Below are 15,312 nucleotides of genomic sequence, written 5' to 3'. Positions count from 1 at the left end.
CGCCACCCTGCGTTCCTACCTGTCCACCGCCGCCAAACACGGCCTCGACGCCCTCGACGTGCTCAAACAACTGTTCACCACTGGACCATGGCTGCCCCAGGCCGTCACCTCAAGCTGAATATGTACCCATTGCCGGCCGGCCCTCGTTGCCCGGCTTCGTCAACCGGTCGAGCAGCGCGCCCCCACCCACGAACCGGACGTCGATGTCGCCGGTCCCCGGAAGGGCAGCCTTCCAGCTGGTGACCGTGTCGTCCCAGCGCTGCCGGGCACTCTTTTCGCGCCGTTCCTGTTGCCGTCCGCGGTGCGGCGTCCGGCATTTCGAAGGGGGCGAAGAACGTGAGCCCACGACATCACGGAAGCTCCGGTTGGCGCCGACGGTACGGAGACTCTCCTTTGCCAGCGGAGTCAGATCATCGACGTTGCCGACGAACTTCGCCTGGAATCCATGAACGGTGCCGTTTGGGGCGATGTCGTACCACTCCACACCACCGTCAGGGTTTCCCGTCTTGACGGTCCGCCACCCCGGCGGTGCCTCCTCGAGGAGCTGGAATATCAGCTCCTCGAAGGCACGGTGCTGGCTACCGTCCCAGCGCCGCAGCCTGCTCCAGTCTTGATGGACGCCGAGACGATCATGTCCCTATAAGAGAGTCAGCGAAGGGCCGGCGACCGTGCCACGACCAGGCCGACCGTCGCCGAAGCGAGCGCCACCCGGACGGCCTACCCAACGAGGACATGTCACCCACCCGGCAACCGCCATCGTCACCTGCGGTCTACCAATGTCAAGGTCGGGTCAGGGCAGTCCCGACACGAGTTCGGCGACATCTTCGGCACAGCCGTAGGACACTGTGACTCCGGCGCCACCGTGGCCGTAGCAATGCACTACCCGACCGCGGTCGGTGAACTCTGTTTCCAGCCGCACGGCCGGGCGCCCGGGACGTAGGCCCACGCGGTGGCTGAGGATGCGGGCCTTGTCGAGCGCGGGTACGAGTTCGATGCACCGTTTCAGGATCTCGGCGCTCGTTTGCGGCCTGACGGTTAGATCCTCGTCGCCCTCCTCGGCGGTGCCGCCGAGCAGCACGGTGTCACTCCTGGGTACGACGTAGATCAGTTGTTCGGGATCGTTCTGGTCGAGTAGCCACTCGGTCAGGCCGAACTGTGCGACGACGATCACCTGTCCCCGCACCGGTGTGAGGGTCTCGTCGTGGATCAACTCCCTGGAACCCAGCCCGGTGCAGTTCACCACGGCGTCGACGTCCTCGAAGGCGCCGGCTAGATCATCCACGTACCTCGTCAGGACGGCGACCCCCGCCGTTTGCAACTGACCGAGCAGCCATGGCAGATGCACCGCCATGTCGACCACCGGAACGCTCAGTTCGTAACCGTCGACGTAGCCGGCCGGCAGTCGCTCGACGGTAACCCGACCCAGCTCGGGAACCGCATCCCGCCACCACGGGTCGGACGTGTGCCGACGGAACAACTCCCGCCCGAGGCGCATTCGCACGCCGGCGGACGGATCGGAGGTCAGGCCGCGCAGCACCTGGTAGGTGGTCGCCGACCACCGGGTTACGTCCGCCTCGGGGTAGGCGCGGTAGGGATACCAGAGTGCCGCGGCGACCGACGATGTGGTGCTCTTCCCCATCCTCGCGGCAACTACGTCGACCTCATGACCGATTTGCGCCAGACGGAGTGCACTGGTCAAGCCCACAACACCGGCACCGACGACCCTGACCTTCATGCCTTGAGATCACACCACATTGGCGTTCCCTTCCGGGTAACGGACGCTTGGGCGGAGCCAACATGTGCGATGCCTCACATGCACCTTGCCGGCCCTTCGCCGCCAGGGCGGGGCGGCGTGATCCGAGTTTTGGGAGGGGGTCGGAACCATTGGCCGCACGGGACCAGGCGAGAGCCCGGCTGCAGGCGAGGCCGGAACTACGCCCCATCCATGATCCGCACGGGCGCACGTCTGTCGAAACAACCCTGGTGCGGCTGACCCGGGCCGCCTGCCACGGGGACCAAGATTCGGGGGAGCAGGATGGCAGCAGGCGGGTGCACTCAACGGCGGTCAACCGCGCCCAACGGCACCGAACAGCACTCAACGGCACCGGCGCCAACCTGCGGTTCTACGTTTTCGCAGGTCAGCGTGGGTGCAGCGTCCTGCTTCACACGGAGTGCTTAGCCGTTTTTTGGCACCAGTCGACGATGCTCTATGTCGCCTGGCCTGGGGGGTTTGCGCAGGTCAGAGCGGTGAGGGTCAGGTCACGTCCGCGCTGGTGGTGTAGGAGACGGCCGTCGCGGGATCCGGTCTGATGTTAGCGGCGATCGGTGTCGGGTCGGTCTGGTCGGTGTCGTGTTGATAGGGCTGGACGACGATGAGGCGGGCTTTGGCCAGGAGTTCCAGGCCCATGTAGCGGCGTCCTTCAGTCCATTCGTCTGTCTGCTCGGCCAAGACGGCGCCGACGAGGCGGATGATCGCTGCCCGGTTGGGGAAGATCCCGACAACGTCGGTGCGGCGGCGGATCTCCTTGTTTAGCCGCTCCTGGGGTCGTGACCACGATCGAGGCGAAGTTCCCGGCCGCCGCCGAACACCTCGCCGACGCCAGAGAGGACCTCTCGCGTTCACCGGCTTCCCGCGCGAGATCTGGCGCCAGATCTGGTCCAACAATCCCCCATGACGGGGAAGGCAAGCTCGTTGTCCAGCACCACGCTGTGACCTCACTGCCGCATGACGGCCTACTGAGAAGCCTTCCCCGTCACCACGACCGACGCCAGGACCGCCAAACGGGATTGTTCAGGGGACTCCTAGCTGGCTGGGCCGGAGCTGCGGGCCGCCATCGAGCGGGAGGTCGGGCCGCTCGGGTAGCCGGCGGCAGGAGCCGGGCACCAGGGCCGGCGGGGCGGGTCAGCTCCCGAGCACCGCCACGCCGACCAGCACGGGTACGGCGGCCGCGGTCGACAGCAGCACCGAGTCGCGCGCCAGGACCGCGCCCCGGCCGTACCGGATCGCGTAGACGAAGACGTTCTGCGCGGTCGGTAGCGCCGCGGTGACCGTACAGGCCAGCACGAGGGGATGCGGCAGGCCCATCGCGAAGCGGGCGACGAGGTAGGCGATGGCGGGCTGGGCCACCGTCTTGAGGAAGACGGCGAGTCGGACGTCGCGCCCGGTGTCTCCTGCGCCGGGCGCCGGCGCGCCGTGCAGGGAGATGCCATAGGCAATCAGTGTGGCGGGAACCGCCATCGCCGCGACGAGTTCGACCGGTCGCAGGACAGGTTCCGGCGGCAGCCAGCCGGTCAGGCTGACCACGAGGCCCAAAGCGCAGGCGACGGTGACCGGGTTGGTGAGCGGCTGGGTCACTGCCGTGACCAGCGACCGCCTGCGCCGTGCCGTGGTCAGCTCGAGCACGGCGAACGCGAGTGGAGCCATCACGACCAGTTGGAACATCAGGATCGGCGCGACGAACGAGGCGTCACCGAGGACGTACACCGCGACCGGGATGCCGATGTTCGCCGCGTTGACGTACGAGGAGGCCAGGGCGCCGATCGTCGCCTCCGGCACGGAGCGGTGCCAGCACAGCTTCGCGACGACCACGAACAGGGTCGCCACGGCGGTGGTGCTAGCCACCGTGACGACGAGGGCGGACGAGAGGACCGCGTGGACGTCGGCCCGGGCCACGGTCTCGAACAGCAGCGCCGGCGTCGCCACGAAGAACGCGACCCGGGAGAGCACGGTCGCCGCCTCAGGCCCCAGCACTCCCCCGCGGCCGAGCGCGTAGCCGACGGCGATGACGGTGATGATGACGGCGAAACCCGTCAGCACGCCCTGCACGTCGTCTCTCCTCTGGTCGCCGTGTCCGGCGCCCGGCCTATGCCTTGACGGCGAGCACCGGGGTGTGGGCTTCCATGAGCACCCGCTGCGCGCTGCTGCCCAGCACGAACTTGCCGACCGCGGAGCGGCGGCGCAGACCGATCACAAGCAGGTCCACGCCCTCCTCGGCCGACGCGTCGATGAGCTCGTCCGCGGCGGAGCCGTGCTCGGCGACCGGCTGGCGGATCTCCACCAGAACCCCGGCGGCATCGGCCGCGGCGCGCAGCCGGGCCAGCTCGGCGTCGTCGGCCAGGGCCGGGTCGACGAGGGCGCCGGTCCGGGCCGAGTTGATGACCACCAGCGTGGTCGAACGCAGCGCGGCCTCCTGGAGGGCGCGGGCGAAGGCCGCCTCGCCTTGCGGAGTCGGCACGTAGCCGAGCAGGACTGCCATTTCTCTTCCTTCCAGACGTGGGGCGATCGGGGTCAGACGCCGACGACTTCCCGCTCGGCGCGGGCCGCCTGCCGGCCACGGACCGCGCGCAGCACCGGCACGATGACCACGGTCAGCACGAAGACGGCGACCAGCACGGCCGACACCGGGCGCTCGACGAAGCCGGTGAGATCGCCTCCGAAGAGCCGCATCGACCGGCGGAAGGACGACTCCAGCAACTCCCCGAGGACGAAGGCGAGCACGAACGGGCCGGGCTCGAAGCCGAGCTTCTTCATCCCGTACCCGACCAGGCCGAGCGCCACGACCAGGAACATGTCGAAGACGTTGTTCCGGATGCTGTACACGCCGATCATGGTGATGAGCACGGTCAGCGGCGCGAGGATCGCCGCGCGGACCCGGAGCAGCCGCACGAACACCCCGATCAGCGGGATGCTGAGCAGCAGCAGGAGGATGTTCCCGACGTACATGGAGTTGACCACGCCCCAGAACACGTCGGGGTGGTCGACGATGAGCTGCGGCCCCGGCGGGATGCCCTGCAGCAGCAGCGCGCCGAAGAGCACGGCCATGGTCGCGTTCGCCGGGATGCCGAGGGTCAGCAGCGGAATAAACGACGACGTCGCGGCGGCGTTGTTGGCGCTCTCCGGGCCCGCGACCCCTTCGATCGCGCCCTTGCCGAACCGGGACGGATCCTTGGCCGAGCGCTTCTCCACGGCGTAGGCGACGAGCGAGGACATGGTGGCGCCGCCGCCGGGGAGCACGCCGAGGACGAAGCCGACCACCGATCCGCGCAGGATGGCCAGCCGGGACCGGAGCCACTCGAGGCGGGTCGGGATGGCCCGTCCGAACGACAGTACGGCGGGCTGTGGCCGGAGCCGGTGCTCCAGGTTGTAGAGGATCTCGCCGACGCCGAACAGCCCCATCGCGACGATGACGAAGTCGATTCCGTCCGCCAGCTGGTCGCTGCCGAAGGTGAACCGGGCGGTGCCGACGATCGGGTCGAGCCCGACGGTGGCGAGGATGAGCCCCACACCGCCCGCGGCGACGCTTTTGATCAGTGTGCCGTTGCCCAGGGTGGCGACCAGGAAGATGCCGATCAGGGCGAGGACGCTGTACTCGGCCGGTCCGAACTCCAGCGCGAAGTTGGCGACGAAGGGCGCGACGAGGGTCAACAGGATGATCGAGGCGGTGCCGCCGATGAAGGAGCCGATCGCGGCGATGCCCAGGGCTGAGCCGGCTTTGCCCTGCCGGGCCATCTGGTAGCCGTCGATGGCGGTGACCACGGACGAGGCTTCCCCGGGCAGCCGCAGCAGGACCGAGGTGATCGTCCCACCGTACTGGGCACCGTAGAAGATGCCGGCGAGGAGGATGACCGCCGCGGCGGGTTCGATGCCGTAGGTGATCGGCAGCAGGATGGCGATGGTGGCGGCCGGGCCGAGACCTGGCAGGACGCCCACCAGCATGCCGAGCGTCACGCCGATCAGGCAGTACAGCAGGTTCTGTGGTTCGAACACCACCGCGAACCCGGAAAGCACGGGGGCTAGGTCCATGGCGGATCTCCTCTCGGCCTCGAAGCGGTCGGGCGGACCAGGTCGGTCAGATGGCGATCAGGTGGGGCAGCGGCACCCCGAGCGCGGTGATGAACAGCGCGTACGCAGCCGCCGTCGCCACCACCGAAACGACCGCAGTGGTGCGCCAGCTCTCGTTGCCGAAGAACTTCAGCCACAGCACCAGCAGGAGCACGGTGGGGATCTCGAAGCCGACGAGCTCGAACAGGAACGCGTACAGGGCCAGGCTGGCGGCGGCGATGACCACCACGACGGCGCCCCGGGTGAACGCCTCGGTGTCCCTCGCCTGACGGGCTCTGAGCAGGATGCCGACACCCGTGAGCAGCACCAGCACCGCGACGATCATCGGCCACAGACCCGGGCCCGGGTCGGTCAGCGTGCCGAGGCCGAGGTCCCTGGCGAGCCACATCGTGACCAGGCCGAGCAGGACGGGGACGACCCCGGCCAGCACCGCGTGGCCCGGGCCGCCCGAGGGGATCTCCCCCTCGGGCAGCTCGGTAACCGGGGGCGTGCCGTCGACGACGGCACGCTCACCGGGTGTCGCGCTCTCTTCTGCGGTCACTTGCCCGAACCGAAGGTGAGCTGGAACTTCGCCGTCAGGTCCGCGTACTGCTTGGCGGCGTCCTTCAGGTGCTGGCGCGCCTCTTCGTCGGAGACCTCCCAGCGCTCCATGTAGTTGTCCTTGAGGAACTTGTCGTACGCTGCGTCCTTGCGGGCCTCGGCGAAGGCGTCGTTCAGGGCCTTCGAGACGTCCTCGGGCAGGCCCTTCGGCGCGATGATGAATCGCCGCTGGTCGACTACGACGTCGAAGCCCTTCTCCTTGGCGGTGGGCACCTCGGGAAGGTACGTGCTCCGCTTCTCGGAGAAGACGGCCAGCGGGCGCAGCTTGCCGGCCTTGATCTGCTCCATGGTCTCGGCGAGGGAGGCGGACAGGGCCTCCACCTGGTTGCCGAGCAGGGCGGTCGTGGCCGGCGCACCGCCGTCGAACGGCACGTCCGTGGCCTTCACGTTCGCGGCCTTGAACAGCAGCGCCTGGGACAGCTGGGCGCCGGTGCCGACGCCGGCGGTGGCGTACCGGATGGTGGGGGCCTTCAGCAGGTCCTCGAGGGTCTGGTACGGAGAGGCCGCGTTGACGACGAGGACGTAGTCCTCCTGGTTCAGCGTCGCCACGATCTCCATGTTGTCGACCTGGATGGCGGTCGGGTCCTTGACGGCGAGCGGCGTGATGGCAAACAGCGACTTGACCGCCAGGCCGACGGTGTAGCCGTCGGCGGCGGAGGCCAGCACCTCCTTGTCGCCGACCGCTCCGTTCGCGCCGGGCTTGTTGGTGATGACCACCGACTGGCCGAGCGGCTTCTCGGCTGCCTTGGCGGCGGCGCGGCTGATGAGGTCGCTACTGCCGCCGGGCGCGAACGGGACGGTGAACTGCACGGCGCGGGTGGGGTAGTTGCCCCCCGCGGCGTCCTTGCCGCCCTGCACTCCGGAGCAGGCGGCGACCGGCAGCACGGCCAGCGCGGCGAAGCCGGCCAGCAGCCGCCGGCGGGAGGTCGTGCGGGACCAGACGGGAGATTTCATGACGGCTCCTCAGTGAGCTTCTCAGGGGGTGGTGGGGGTCAGTCCCGGGCGAGGCACGGACGCTTGGGGTGGAAGGTCCAGCCGGGGATGAGGTACTGCATGGCCTCCGCGTCGTCTCGGGCGCCGAGGCCGTGCTTCAGGTACAGCTCGTGCGCCGCCTCGACCTGGTCGAGATCGAGTTCGACGCCGAGGCCGGGTGCGGTGGGAACCTCGATGGCGCCGTCGGCGATGGTCAGCGGGTTCTTCGTGAGCCGCTGACCGTCCTGCCAGATCCAGTGGGTGTCGATGGCGGTGATGTCGCCCGGCGCGGCGGCGGCGACCTGGGTGAACATGGCCAACGACACGTCGAAGTGGTTGTTGGAGTGGGAACCCCAGGTCAGCCCCCACGCCTCGCAGAGCTGGGCGACCCGCACCGATCCGTTCATGGTCCAGAAGTGGGGGTCGGCCAGGGGAATGTCGACCGAGTTGGCGCGTATCGCGTGGCCCAGCTCGCGCCAGTCGGTGGCGATCATGTTGGTGGCGGTGCGCAGGCCGGTGGCGCGACGGAATTCCGCCATCACCTCGCGCGCCGAGAAGACGCCCTCGGCGCCGCACGGGTCCTCGGCGTAGGCGAGCACGTCGCGGAGGCCGCGGCACAGGTCGACGGCCTCGCTCAGCAGCCAGCCACCGTTCGGGTCGAGGGTGATCCGGGCGTCCGGGAAGCGGGCGGCCAGCGCCGTGACCGCCTCGACCTCCACGGGACCGGGCAGGACGCCGCCCTTGAGCTTGAAGTCCCGGAAGCCGTAGCGGGCCTGGGCCGCCTCGGCCAGGGCGACGACGGCCTCCGGGGTCAGCGCCTCCTCGTGCCGCAGCCGCAGCCAGTCGTCGGCAGCCTCCGGCTCGCCCCGGTACGCCAGGTCGGTGCGGTTGCGGTCACCGATGAAGAACAGGTAGCCCAGGGTCGGCACGCTGGTGCGCTGCTGGCCATCGCCGAGCAGGGCGGCCACCGGGACCTCCAGGTACTGCCCGAGCAGGTCCAGCAGCGCGGCCTCCAGCGCGGTGACCACGTGGATGGTGGTACGCAGGTCGAACGTCTGCATGCCGCGCCCGGTGGCGTCGCGGTCGGCGAAGCGGCGCCGGACGGCGTCCAGGACGGCGTGGTGGTGTGCGATTGGGCGGCCGATCACGAGGTCGCGGGCGTCCTGCAGGGTCTGGGTGATGGCCGGTCCGCCGGGCACCTCGCCGACGCCGAGACGGCCCGTCGTGTCGGTGAGGATCACGATGTTGCGGGTGAAGAACGGCCCGTGTGCGCCACTGAGGTTCAGCAGCATGGAGTCGTGACCGGCGACCGGCACGACCCGCATCTCGGTCACGACCGGTGAGCCGCTGCCCGGTGGCAGGGTGCGGGTTGTCATGGTTCACACCTCCTGGAGGTTGCTCGTCCGGCGGGGGCCATCGGTCAGTGCCGTCCGAGTCGTCCGTCGACGCGCCGCGGCAGGTCGAGCGGGTTGTCGTCGGCGAGGTCGGCCGGCAGCAGCTCGGCGGGGATGTTCTGGTAGCTGACCGGCCGGAGGAACCGGTCGATCGCCAGGGTGCCGACGGACGTGGTGCGGGAGTCGGACGTGGCCGGGAAGGGGCCGCCGTGCACCACGGCGTGGCCCACCTCGACCCCGGTCGGCCAGCCGTTGAACAGCACCCGGCCGGCCTTGAGTTCGAGCAGGGGCAGCAGCCGCCGCGCCTCGTCGTGGTCGCCGGGGGCGGCGTGGACGGTGGCGGTGAGCTGGCCGTCGAACCGTTGGACGACCTCCCGTAGTTGCTCGCTGCCGGTGACCTGGACCACCACCGTCACCGCGCCGAAGATCTCCTCGTGCAACGTCGGGTCGGCCAGGAAGGTGGCGGCGTTGGTGACGAAGATCCCGGCACGTCCGGCCGAGGCGATCGTGGCGTCCTCGGCGCCCCGGGCCACGGCGGTCACGCCCTCGATCGCGGCCAGCCGGTCCACGCCCTCGGTGAAGGCGGCGCAGATGCCCGCGGTGAGCATGGGTGCCGCCGGGGAGGTGCAGACGGCGTCGGCGGCCGCCGTGACGAACTCGTCGAAGCCGTCACCGGCCGGCAGGAAAACCAGACCCGGGCTGGTGCACAGCTGGCCGACGCCGGTGGTGACCGAAGCGATCAGCGCCATGCCCAGCTCGGCGCCCTTCGCGGCCAGGGCGCCGGGCAGCACGATCACCGGGTTGACGCTGGACATCTCGGCGTAGACGGGAATCGGCTCGGGACGGGCGGCGGCCGCCACGACGAGGGCCGACCCCGCCGTGCGGGACCCGGTGAAGCCCACCGCCTTGATCCGGGGGTGGCGGACCAGTGCGGCGCCGAGTCCGGGACCGTCGCCGAACAGCAGCGAGAAGGTGCCCTCGGGCAGGCGGTGCTGGCGCACCGCGGCCTGGATGGCCCGTCCGACCAGCTCGGAAGTGCCAGGGTGGGCCTCGTGCGCCTTGACCACGACGGGGGCGCCGGCAGCCAGCGCCGAGGCGGTGTCGCCGCCGGCAACCGAGAACGCCAGCGGGAAGTTGCTTGCGCCGAAGACCGCCACCGGCCCCAGCGGAATGCGGCGCTGGCGGATGTCCGGCCGCGGCAGCGGCGTCCGGTCGGGCTGGGCCGGGTCGATCCGTACGCCGAGCCAGCTGCCCTCGCGGACGACCGAGGCGAACAGGCGCAGCTGGTTGCAGGTGCGGGCGCGTTCGCCCAGCACCCTCGCCGCCGGGATGCCCGTTTCGGCCTGCACCCGGTCGATCAGGGCGTCGCCGAGGGATTCGATGTTGGCGGCGATGGTCTCCAGGAACGCGGCCCGGGTCTCCAGGTCGGTGTGGCGGTAGCTGTCGAACGCGGCCCATGCGAGTTCCGCGGCGCGGTCCACCTCGGCGGCGCCGCCCAGCCCGTACGACGGTTCGAGCTGGCTTCCGGTGCGCGGGTCCACCGCCCGTACCTCGCCGGCGCCGCCGTGGACGGCACTGCCGCCGATCAGCATGGCGCCGGTCAGGGCCGGGTCGACCCGGGTGGGGCTGGCATCCGTGGAGGTCATGGGTCAGCCCACCTTCTCGATGAGGGTGGCGAGCGTGCTCAGCTCGTCGGCGGTGAGGTCGGTCAGCGGCGGCCGGACCGGGCCCGCCGAACGGCCGACGGCCCGCATGCCGGCCTTGATGATCGACACCGCGTAGCCGGCCTTGCGGTTCCTGATCTCCAGGTAGGGCAGCACGAACTCGTTGAGCCGGGTGTAGACGCCGGAACGGTCCTGCGCCCGCACGGCGGTGTAGAAGTCCAGGGCGAACTCGGGGGCGAAGTTGAAGATCGCGGAGGAGTAGGTGGTGACGCCGAGTTCGAGGTAGGGCAGGGCGAACGTCTCCGCGGTGGGCAGGCCGCCGATGTAGAGCAGGCGGTCGCCCACCGTCGCGTACAGGCGGGTCATCAGCTCGATGTCGCCGACCCCGTCCTTGAAGCCGATCAGGTTCGGGCAGTCGCGGACGAGCTTCGCCACGGTCGGCACGCCGAACGCACCGTTGGCGCGGTGGTAGACGATCACGCCAAGCGAGGTGGCCGCGCAGACCGACCGGACGTGGGCGGCGAGGCCGTCCTGACTCGCCTCGGTCAGGTACGGCGGGAACAGCAGGATCCCGTCGGCGCCCGCCCGCTCGGCGTCGCGGGCCATCTCGACGGCCTGTACCGTGCCGTAGCCCGCCGGTCCGAGGATCGGCATGGCACCGCCGCTGCCCTCGACCGCCGCACGGACCACCCGGCCGACCTCTTCGGGGGTCAGGGAGAAGAACTCGCCGGTGCCGCCGGCGGCGAACAGACCCGCCGCCGGATACGAGGAGAGCCAGGCCAGGTTGTCGCGGTACGCCGCCTCGTCGAACTGCAGCTCGTCGGTGAAGTGGGTGACCGGGAAGGACAGCAACCCGCTCCCCAGCGCGCGCTGAAGCTCTTCGGGGGTGTAACGCGTCATTACGCTCAACTCCTGTTTCGAGTAGGTGAGCGCGAGGTTAACCACCTCCGCTTATACCCGTCCAACACAAGTTGGGCATAACCTGATACCTTTCCGGCATCACCCCTGGAGGTGTGATGTTCACGCTTGATCAACTGCGGGGTTTCGTGGCCGTCGCCGAGGAGGGCCACGTCGGCCGGGCGGCGCTGCGGCTGCGCATGACGCAGCCCCCGCTCAGCCGCCAGATACAGCGACTGGAGCGCAGCACCGGCCTGGTGCTGTTCGAGCGCACCTCCACCGGCGTCGCGCTCACCCCCGCCGGCCGGGTGTTCCTCGACGAGGCCCGGCGGCTGCTGACCCTCGCCGCCACCGCCCCACTGAACGCGCGACGGGTCGCCGACGGGACGGCCGGATCCATCCGGATCGGCTTCACCGCGGTGTCGGCCCTGACGGTCCTGGGGCGCTGGATCGCCGCGGCGGCCGAGCACCTGCCCGGCGTCGACCTGGTGCTCACCGAGATGGTCACCCGGGCGCAACTCGACGCGATCCTGGCCGACGAGATCGAGGTGGGGCTGGTCCGCGAGGTGCCCCGGTCCGACCTGCTGGCGTCCCGTCTGGTGCACACCGAGTCGCTGGTGCTGGCGGCGCCCAGCAACCACCCGCTCACCCGCCTCGGCCGTCCACCGGAGCTGGCCGACATCGCCGAGCACGACGTGGTGACCTACTCACCGTCGGAGGCGTGGTACTTCTACGAACTGGTGGTCGCGGCCTTCCACCAGGCGGGGGTCGCCCCCCGGTACGTCCAGCACATCAGCCAGGTGCACACCCTGCTGTCCGTGGTCAACGCCGATCTCGGCGTGGCCCTGGTACCCCGGTCGGCCTCGGCGCTGCGCCTGGAGAACCTCGCGTTCCTCGACGTCAGGGACATCGAGGAGGGCACGGTGAAGCTGCACTGCGTGTGGCGCACCACCCACCAGAACCCGGCGCTGGCCGCCCTCCTGGCCAAGGTGACGACGTAGTCAGCCGGCTGGCTGCGGATCAGGCCGCCGCGGAGAGCCCGGGCGCACGCCGGGGCGAGGCAGCTTGCTCCCTCACCCTCGACGAACACAATTCCCTTCGACTGGGGGAGGTCTCATCGGACCTCTTGCCCCGCCATGTCGACGTGGCTGCAAGACGCCAGCAAGGCGATCACGGCGGCCAATGCGGCCGAACCGACGCCCGCCGATGCGGCGACGAACGCCACTGCCGAGGGACGGAGTCAGGGACGCCAAGACCATGACGAGGCACCGGAAGCACCGTCCCCCAGGACGGGAGTCACAGTATCGATTGGCAGCGGTTCGATAACAATGGCCGCTCTGTGATCGCAAGCGGTGACGTCGACCAGTCGCGCCCCACGACCATCCACACCGGCGGCATCGTCGCTACAGTAATCGCCGCCGCGTCTGGCCCGATGCCAACCGTGGGACATGTGGCTGTTCGTCGCGACGGCAGTCGTGGTGGCCGTGGTGAACCGCAAGGCCCTGCTCGACCGCGGCGCGGCGGTGATCGCAATCCTCACTCCGGGTGACGAGCCCGACGACACCTGGCTGTACCGCGGCGCGGACCGTCGGGCGTCCGAGCCCGCTGCGGCCTGAGCTTGAACGACCTGCTGGTGGGTGACAGTCGCGCGACTGCTCCGCGCCTTACCCACGACAGCCCCCTCGGCGTGGGCGGCAGATTCAGGGATACGAGCGGCAGCCGCGGTTCCTGCGCTGGTTCCCCCGCCTGCGTCGCTTCAGCGTCGCCGGCCTCTATCACCTGGCGGACCTGGCCCCGCTGCAGCAGCTGAGCCCTGATGCGGAGGCCCTTGACCTTGGAGAGAGCCGGAAGGTTCTCGACCTCACGCCCGTGGCCGCGTTCCGCGGTCTTCGCCGGCTGCGGGTCGTCGCTCACCGGCGCGGCCTTGCGGACCTGCTTGCCGCCAATCCTGGCCTACAGGGACTCGCGTTGTGGCGGCTTCCCGTCGACCGCGTCGTTCCCGATGTCGTCCTGCCTCGACTGCAGTCATTGGCGTTGACTCTCGGCTCGCTCGCATCTGTGGATCTGTTGCGGCCTGATCGCGCTCCGCGGTGGCGTACTCCGTGCGCGGCTGGGGCCGCTGGCGGCGCTGTGGATCCGTGCTCGGTGCCGGGGCGCTTTGCCCTTCGTCCTCTTCTCGCCGCCGCGCAGGATGCGGGACCTGCCGGCGGGCCCGATCCGACGCCCGCCGATCAGCCGCGCTGAGGTGACAGGCGCAGCTCGCGACCTGGCCAGCGGGAACGCAGCCAGCGGTCGTGGCTGGCGACCGCGATCGCGCCGGGTCCCGTGCCCAGGGCCTCCTCCAGTTCGTCGCAGAGCCGCGGCGAGAGGTGGTTGGTCGGCTCGTCCAGCAGCAGCAGCTGGGGCGGGTCGGCCACCAGCAGCGCCAGGGCGAGCCGGCGCCGCTGGCCGACGGAGAGCTGGCCGACCGGCCGGTCCAGGTCCGCTGAGCTGAGCAGCCCGAGCGAGAGCAGCGGTACGGAGTCGGCGCGCTCGGCGCCGAGCGCCAGCTCGTAGGTCTCGCGTACCGTACGGTCCGGCCGGTCGAAGACGGTGTCCTGGGTGAGCAGGCCGACCCGCAGCTCACCCCGCCGGCGTAGCTCACCGGTGGCCTTCAGGCGACCGGCCAGCACCGCGAGGAGTGTCGACTTCCCCGCCCCGTTCGGCCCGGTGACCAGCAGCCGGTCGGTGGCGGACACGTCGAGGTGGTCGAGCGTGAGCCCGCCGGGTACGCGGATGTCCCGCATGGACACCAGGATCCCCTCGGCGGTGGTGCTGGCGAGCGTGGTGACCCGGAACCGCAGCGGTTCCGGCGGCTCGCCGACCTGCTCACGTTCTAATTCGTCAAGGCGGCGGGCGGCGCTGCGCACCCGTCGTGAAATCTGGTTCTGTACCCGCCCGGCGGTGTGTCCGTAGCCCATCTTCTCGTTGTCGCGCCGGGCGCGGCCCGGTGCCACCTCGTGGGCGGTCACCTCGACGGATTGGCGCAGTTCGGCGAGTTCTTCCTGCTCCTCGGCGAAGCGCCGCTGCCAGCGTTCCCGCTCCGCCCGCTTGGCGGCCTGGTAGTCGGTGTAGTTGCCGCCGTAGCGGCTGGGGCCGGCCACCGACGGATCGAGGTCGATCAGGTCGGTACAGACGGCGTCGAGGAATGCCCGGTCGTGGCTCGCCACCACCACGACCCCGGGAAGGTCACGCAGCTGCTCCTCGACGAAGGTCGCGGCGGCGTCGTCGAGGTGGTTGGTGGGCTCGTCGAGCAGCAGCGCCGTGGGCCGCCGTACCAGGAGGGCGGCGAGCGCGAGCCGGCCGCGCTGCCCGCCGGACAGGGACGCGAGCGTTCGCTCGCGCGGCAGCCCGCCGAGGCCGAGACCGGCCAGGACCATCTCGGCGCGCCGGTCGGCGTCCCAGGCGTCGCTGGCCTGCGCGCGGTCGAGCCGCTCGCCGTACGCGGCGAGCAGGTCGGCGTACTCCGGCGCGTCCTGCTGGGTGTCGGCCAGCGCGCCACTGAGACGGTCCAGTTCGGCGAGATCCTCGTGGGCCTCGCGCAGCGCGTCGTCGAGTACGTCGGCGATTGTGGCAGCCGGGTTGAAGGGCATCTCCTGGTGCAGGAAACCAAGTTCCGGTGGGCGGACGATGGTGCCGGCGTCGGGTTTGTCCGCCCCGGAGAGCAGCCGCAGCAGGGTGGACTTGCCGGTGCCATTCTCGCCGATCAGTCCGATCCGCTGCCCGGGCGCGGCGGTGAGGGAGACGCCGTCGAGCACCCGGCGGGTGCCGAGCGTGCGGACCAGGTCGTGGGCGAGCAGGGCGGACGTGGACATGCGACAGACACCACCATGGAGATCGTCTTTTCGCCCGCCGGCCAGTGCCGCCGTCGCGGGCGTGGGGAAAGGTCAGGAGATCGCACCGG

At 70.3% G+C, this 15,312-nt stretch carries 13 protein-coding genes and 2 pseudogenes; 3 read left to right on the top strand and 12 right to left on the bottom strand.

What is annotated here, in order from left to right; all coding sequences use genetic code 11:
• Positions 1-109 precede the first annotated feature (109 nt).
• The 3 genes and pseudogenes from DKT69_RS38030 to DKT69_RS35850 all read right to left on the bottom strand — a co-directional run.
• Positions 110-484, bottom strand: a complete 375-nt coding sequence (locus DKT69_RS38030; RefSeq protein WP_146231310.1) for a hypothetical protein — start codon at positions 482-484, stop codon at positions 110-112.
• A gap of 306 nt (positions 485-790) precedes the next feature.
• Entirely contained in the window at positions 791-1,735 is a 945-nt protein-coding gene (locus tag DKT69_RS35855; protein ID WP_109805786.1) for an FAD-dependent oxidoreductase, read from the bottom strand.
• A gap of 519 nt (positions 1,736-2,254) precedes the next feature.
• A pseudogene (locus tag DKT69_RS35850) lies at positions 2,255-2,554 on the bottom strand (transposase); the annotation flags it as partial.
• A gap of 17 nt (positions 2,555-2,571) precedes the next feature.
• Here DKT69_RS35850 and DKT69_RS35845 point away from each other — a divergent pair.
• A pseudogene (locus DKT69_RS35845) lies at positions 2,572-2,675 on the top strand (transposase); the annotation flags it as partial.
• A gap of 227 nt (positions 2,676-2,902) precedes the next feature.
• Here DKT69_RS35845 and DKT69_RS35840 read toward each other — a convergent pair.
• The 8 genes from DKT69_RS35840 to kdgD are packed head-to-tail and all read right to left on the bottom strand — an operon-like array spanning position 2,903 to position 11,372.
• A complete protein-coding gene (locus DKT69_RS35840) occupies positions 2,903-3,826 on the bottom strand; it encodes an AEC family transporter (RefSeq protein WP_109805785.1) in 924 nt (307 codons plus the stop codon).
• Positions 3,827-3,863: 37 nt separating this feature from the next.
• Positions 3,864-4,256 carry a universal stress protein gene (locus DKT69_RS35835; protein WP_109805784.1) on the bottom strand — a complete coding sequence of 131 codons (393 nt, stop codon included), beginning with the start codon at positions 4,254-4,256 and terminating at the stop codon, positions 3,864-3,866.
• Between the two features lie 32 nt (positions 4,257-4,288).
• Positions 4,289-5,803 (bottom strand): tripartite tricarboxylate transporter permease, encoded by a 1,515-nt coding sequence (locus DKT69_RS35830; RefSeq protein ID WP_109805783.1) that lies wholly within the window; start codon positions 5,801-5,803, stop codon positions 4,289-4,291.
• 46 nt (positions 5,804-5,849) lie between these two features.
• A complete protein-coding gene (locus DKT69_RS35825; RefSeq protein WP_109805782.1) occupies positions 5,850-6,383 on the bottom strand; it encodes a tripartite tricarboxylate transporter TctB family protein in 534 nt (177 codons plus the stop codon).
• Positions 6,380-7,396: a tripartite tricarboxylate transporter substrate binding protein gene (locus DKT69_RS35820; RefSeq protein WP_109805781.1), complete on the bottom strand. Its 1,017-nt coding sequence runs from the start codon at positions 7,394-7,396 to the stop codon at positions 6,380-6,382. The genes DKT69_RS35825 and DKT69_RS35820 overlap by 4 nt, the downstream gene beginning before the upstream one ends.
• A gap of 38 nt (positions 7,397-7,434) precedes the next feature.
• On the bottom strand, positions 7,435-8,790 hold the full coding sequence (gene gudD / locus DKT69_RS35815; RefSeq protein WP_109805780.1) for a glucarate dehydratase: 1,356 nt from the start codon (positions 8,788-8,790) through the stop codon (positions 7,435-7,437).
• Positions 8,791-8,834: 44 nt separating this feature from the next.
• The gene (locus DKT69_RS35810; protein WP_109805779.1) at positions 8,835-10,454 is read right to left on the bottom strand and encodes an aldehyde dehydrogenase (NADP(+)); all 1,620 of its coding nucleotides are present in this window, start codon (positions 10,452-10,454) and stop codon (positions 8,835-8,837) included.
• Between the two features lie 3 nt (positions 10,455-10,457).
• Complete coding sequence (gene kdgD, locus DKT69_RS35805) at positions 10,458-11,372, bottom strand: 5-dehydro-4-deoxyglucarate dehydratase (RefSeq protein ID WP_109805778.1); 915 nt, start codon at positions 11,370-11,372, stop codon at positions 10,458-10,460.
• 116 nt (positions 11,373-11,488) lie between these two features.
• On the opposite strand from kdgD, the gene DKT69_RS35800 reads away from it, so the two are divergent.
• Positions 11,489-12,370: a LysR substrate-binding domain-containing protein gene (locus tag DKT69_RS35800; RefSeq protein WP_109805777.1), complete on the top strand. Its 882-nt coding sequence runs from the start codon at positions 11,489-11,491 to the stop codon at positions 12,368-12,370.
• A 447-nt stretch (positions 12,371-12,817) separates the two neighbouring features.
• Positions 12,818-12,985, top strand: coding sequence for a hypothetical protein (locus DKT69_RS38730; RefSeq protein WP_161558016.1), 168 nt, complete (start codon positions 12,818-12,820; stop codon positions 12,983-12,985).
• 615 nt (positions 12,986-13,600) lie between these two features.
• Here DKT69_RS38730 and DKT69_RS35795 read toward each other — a convergent pair.
• Positions 13,601-15,223 carry an ABC-F family ATP-binding cassette domain-containing protein gene (locus DKT69_RS35795; protein ID WP_109805776.1) on the bottom strand — a complete coding sequence of 541 codons (1,623 nt, stop codon included), beginning with the start codon at positions 15,221-15,223 and terminating at the stop codon, positions 13,601-13,603.
• Positions 15,224-15,312: the final 89 nt, after the last annotated feature.

It is taken from the genome of Micromonospora sicca, from assembly GCF_003172935.1.
GTDB lineage: Bacteria > Actinomycetota > Actinomycetes > Mycobacteriales > Micromonosporaceae > Micromonospora > Micromonospora sicca.
Note: the sequence above shows the minus strand (reverse complement) of the source record. Positions and strands in the feature narration are given on the sequence as shown.

What these genes read in the sequence shown, in the direction of transcription:
- kdgD (WP_109805778.1), bottom strand. Translation starts at nt 11,372, where the DNA reads ATGACGCGTTACACCCCCGAAGAGCTTCAGCGCGCGCTGGGGAGCGGG.
- DKT69_RS35835 (WP_109805784.1), bottom strand. Translation starts at nt 4,256, where the DNA reads ATGGCAGTCCTGCTCGGCTACGTGCCGACTCCGCAAGGCGAGGCGGCC.
- DKT69_RS38730 (WP_161558016.1), top strand. Translation starts at nt 12,818, where the DNA reads ATGTGGCTGTTCGTCGCGACGGCAGTCGTGGTGGCCGTGGTGAACCGC.
- DKT69_RS35820 (WP_109805781.1), bottom strand. Translation starts at nt 7,396, where the DNA reads ATGAAATCTCCCGTCTGGTCCCGCACGACCTCCCGCCGGCGGCTGCTG.
- DKT69_RS35810 (WP_109805779.1), bottom strand. Translation starts at nt 10,454, where the DNA reads ATGACCTCCACGGATGCCAGCCCCACCCGGGTCGACCCGGCCCTGACC.
- DKT69_RS35795 (WP_109805776.1), bottom strand. Translation starts at nt 15,223, where the DNA reads ATGTCCACGTCCGCCCTGCTCGCCCACGACCTGGTCCGCACGCTCGGC.
- DKT69_RS35830 (WP_109805783.1), bottom strand. Translation starts at nt 5,803, where the DNA reads ATGGACCTAGCCCCCGTGCTTTCCGGGTTCGCGGTGGTGTTCGAACCA.
- DKT69_RS35855 (WP_109805786.1), bottom strand. Translation starts at nt 1,735, where the DNA reads ATGAAGGTCAGGGTCGTCGGTGCCGGTGTTGTGGGCTTGACCAGTGCA.
- gudD (WP_109805780.1), bottom strand. Translation starts at nt 8,790, where the DNA reads ATGACAACCCGCACCCTGCCACCGGGCAGCGGCTCACCGGTCGTGACC.
- DKT69_RS35800 (WP_109805777.1), top strand. Translation starts at nt 11,489, where the DNA reads ATGTTCACGCTTGATCAACTGCGGGGTTTCGTGGCCGTCGCCGAGGAG.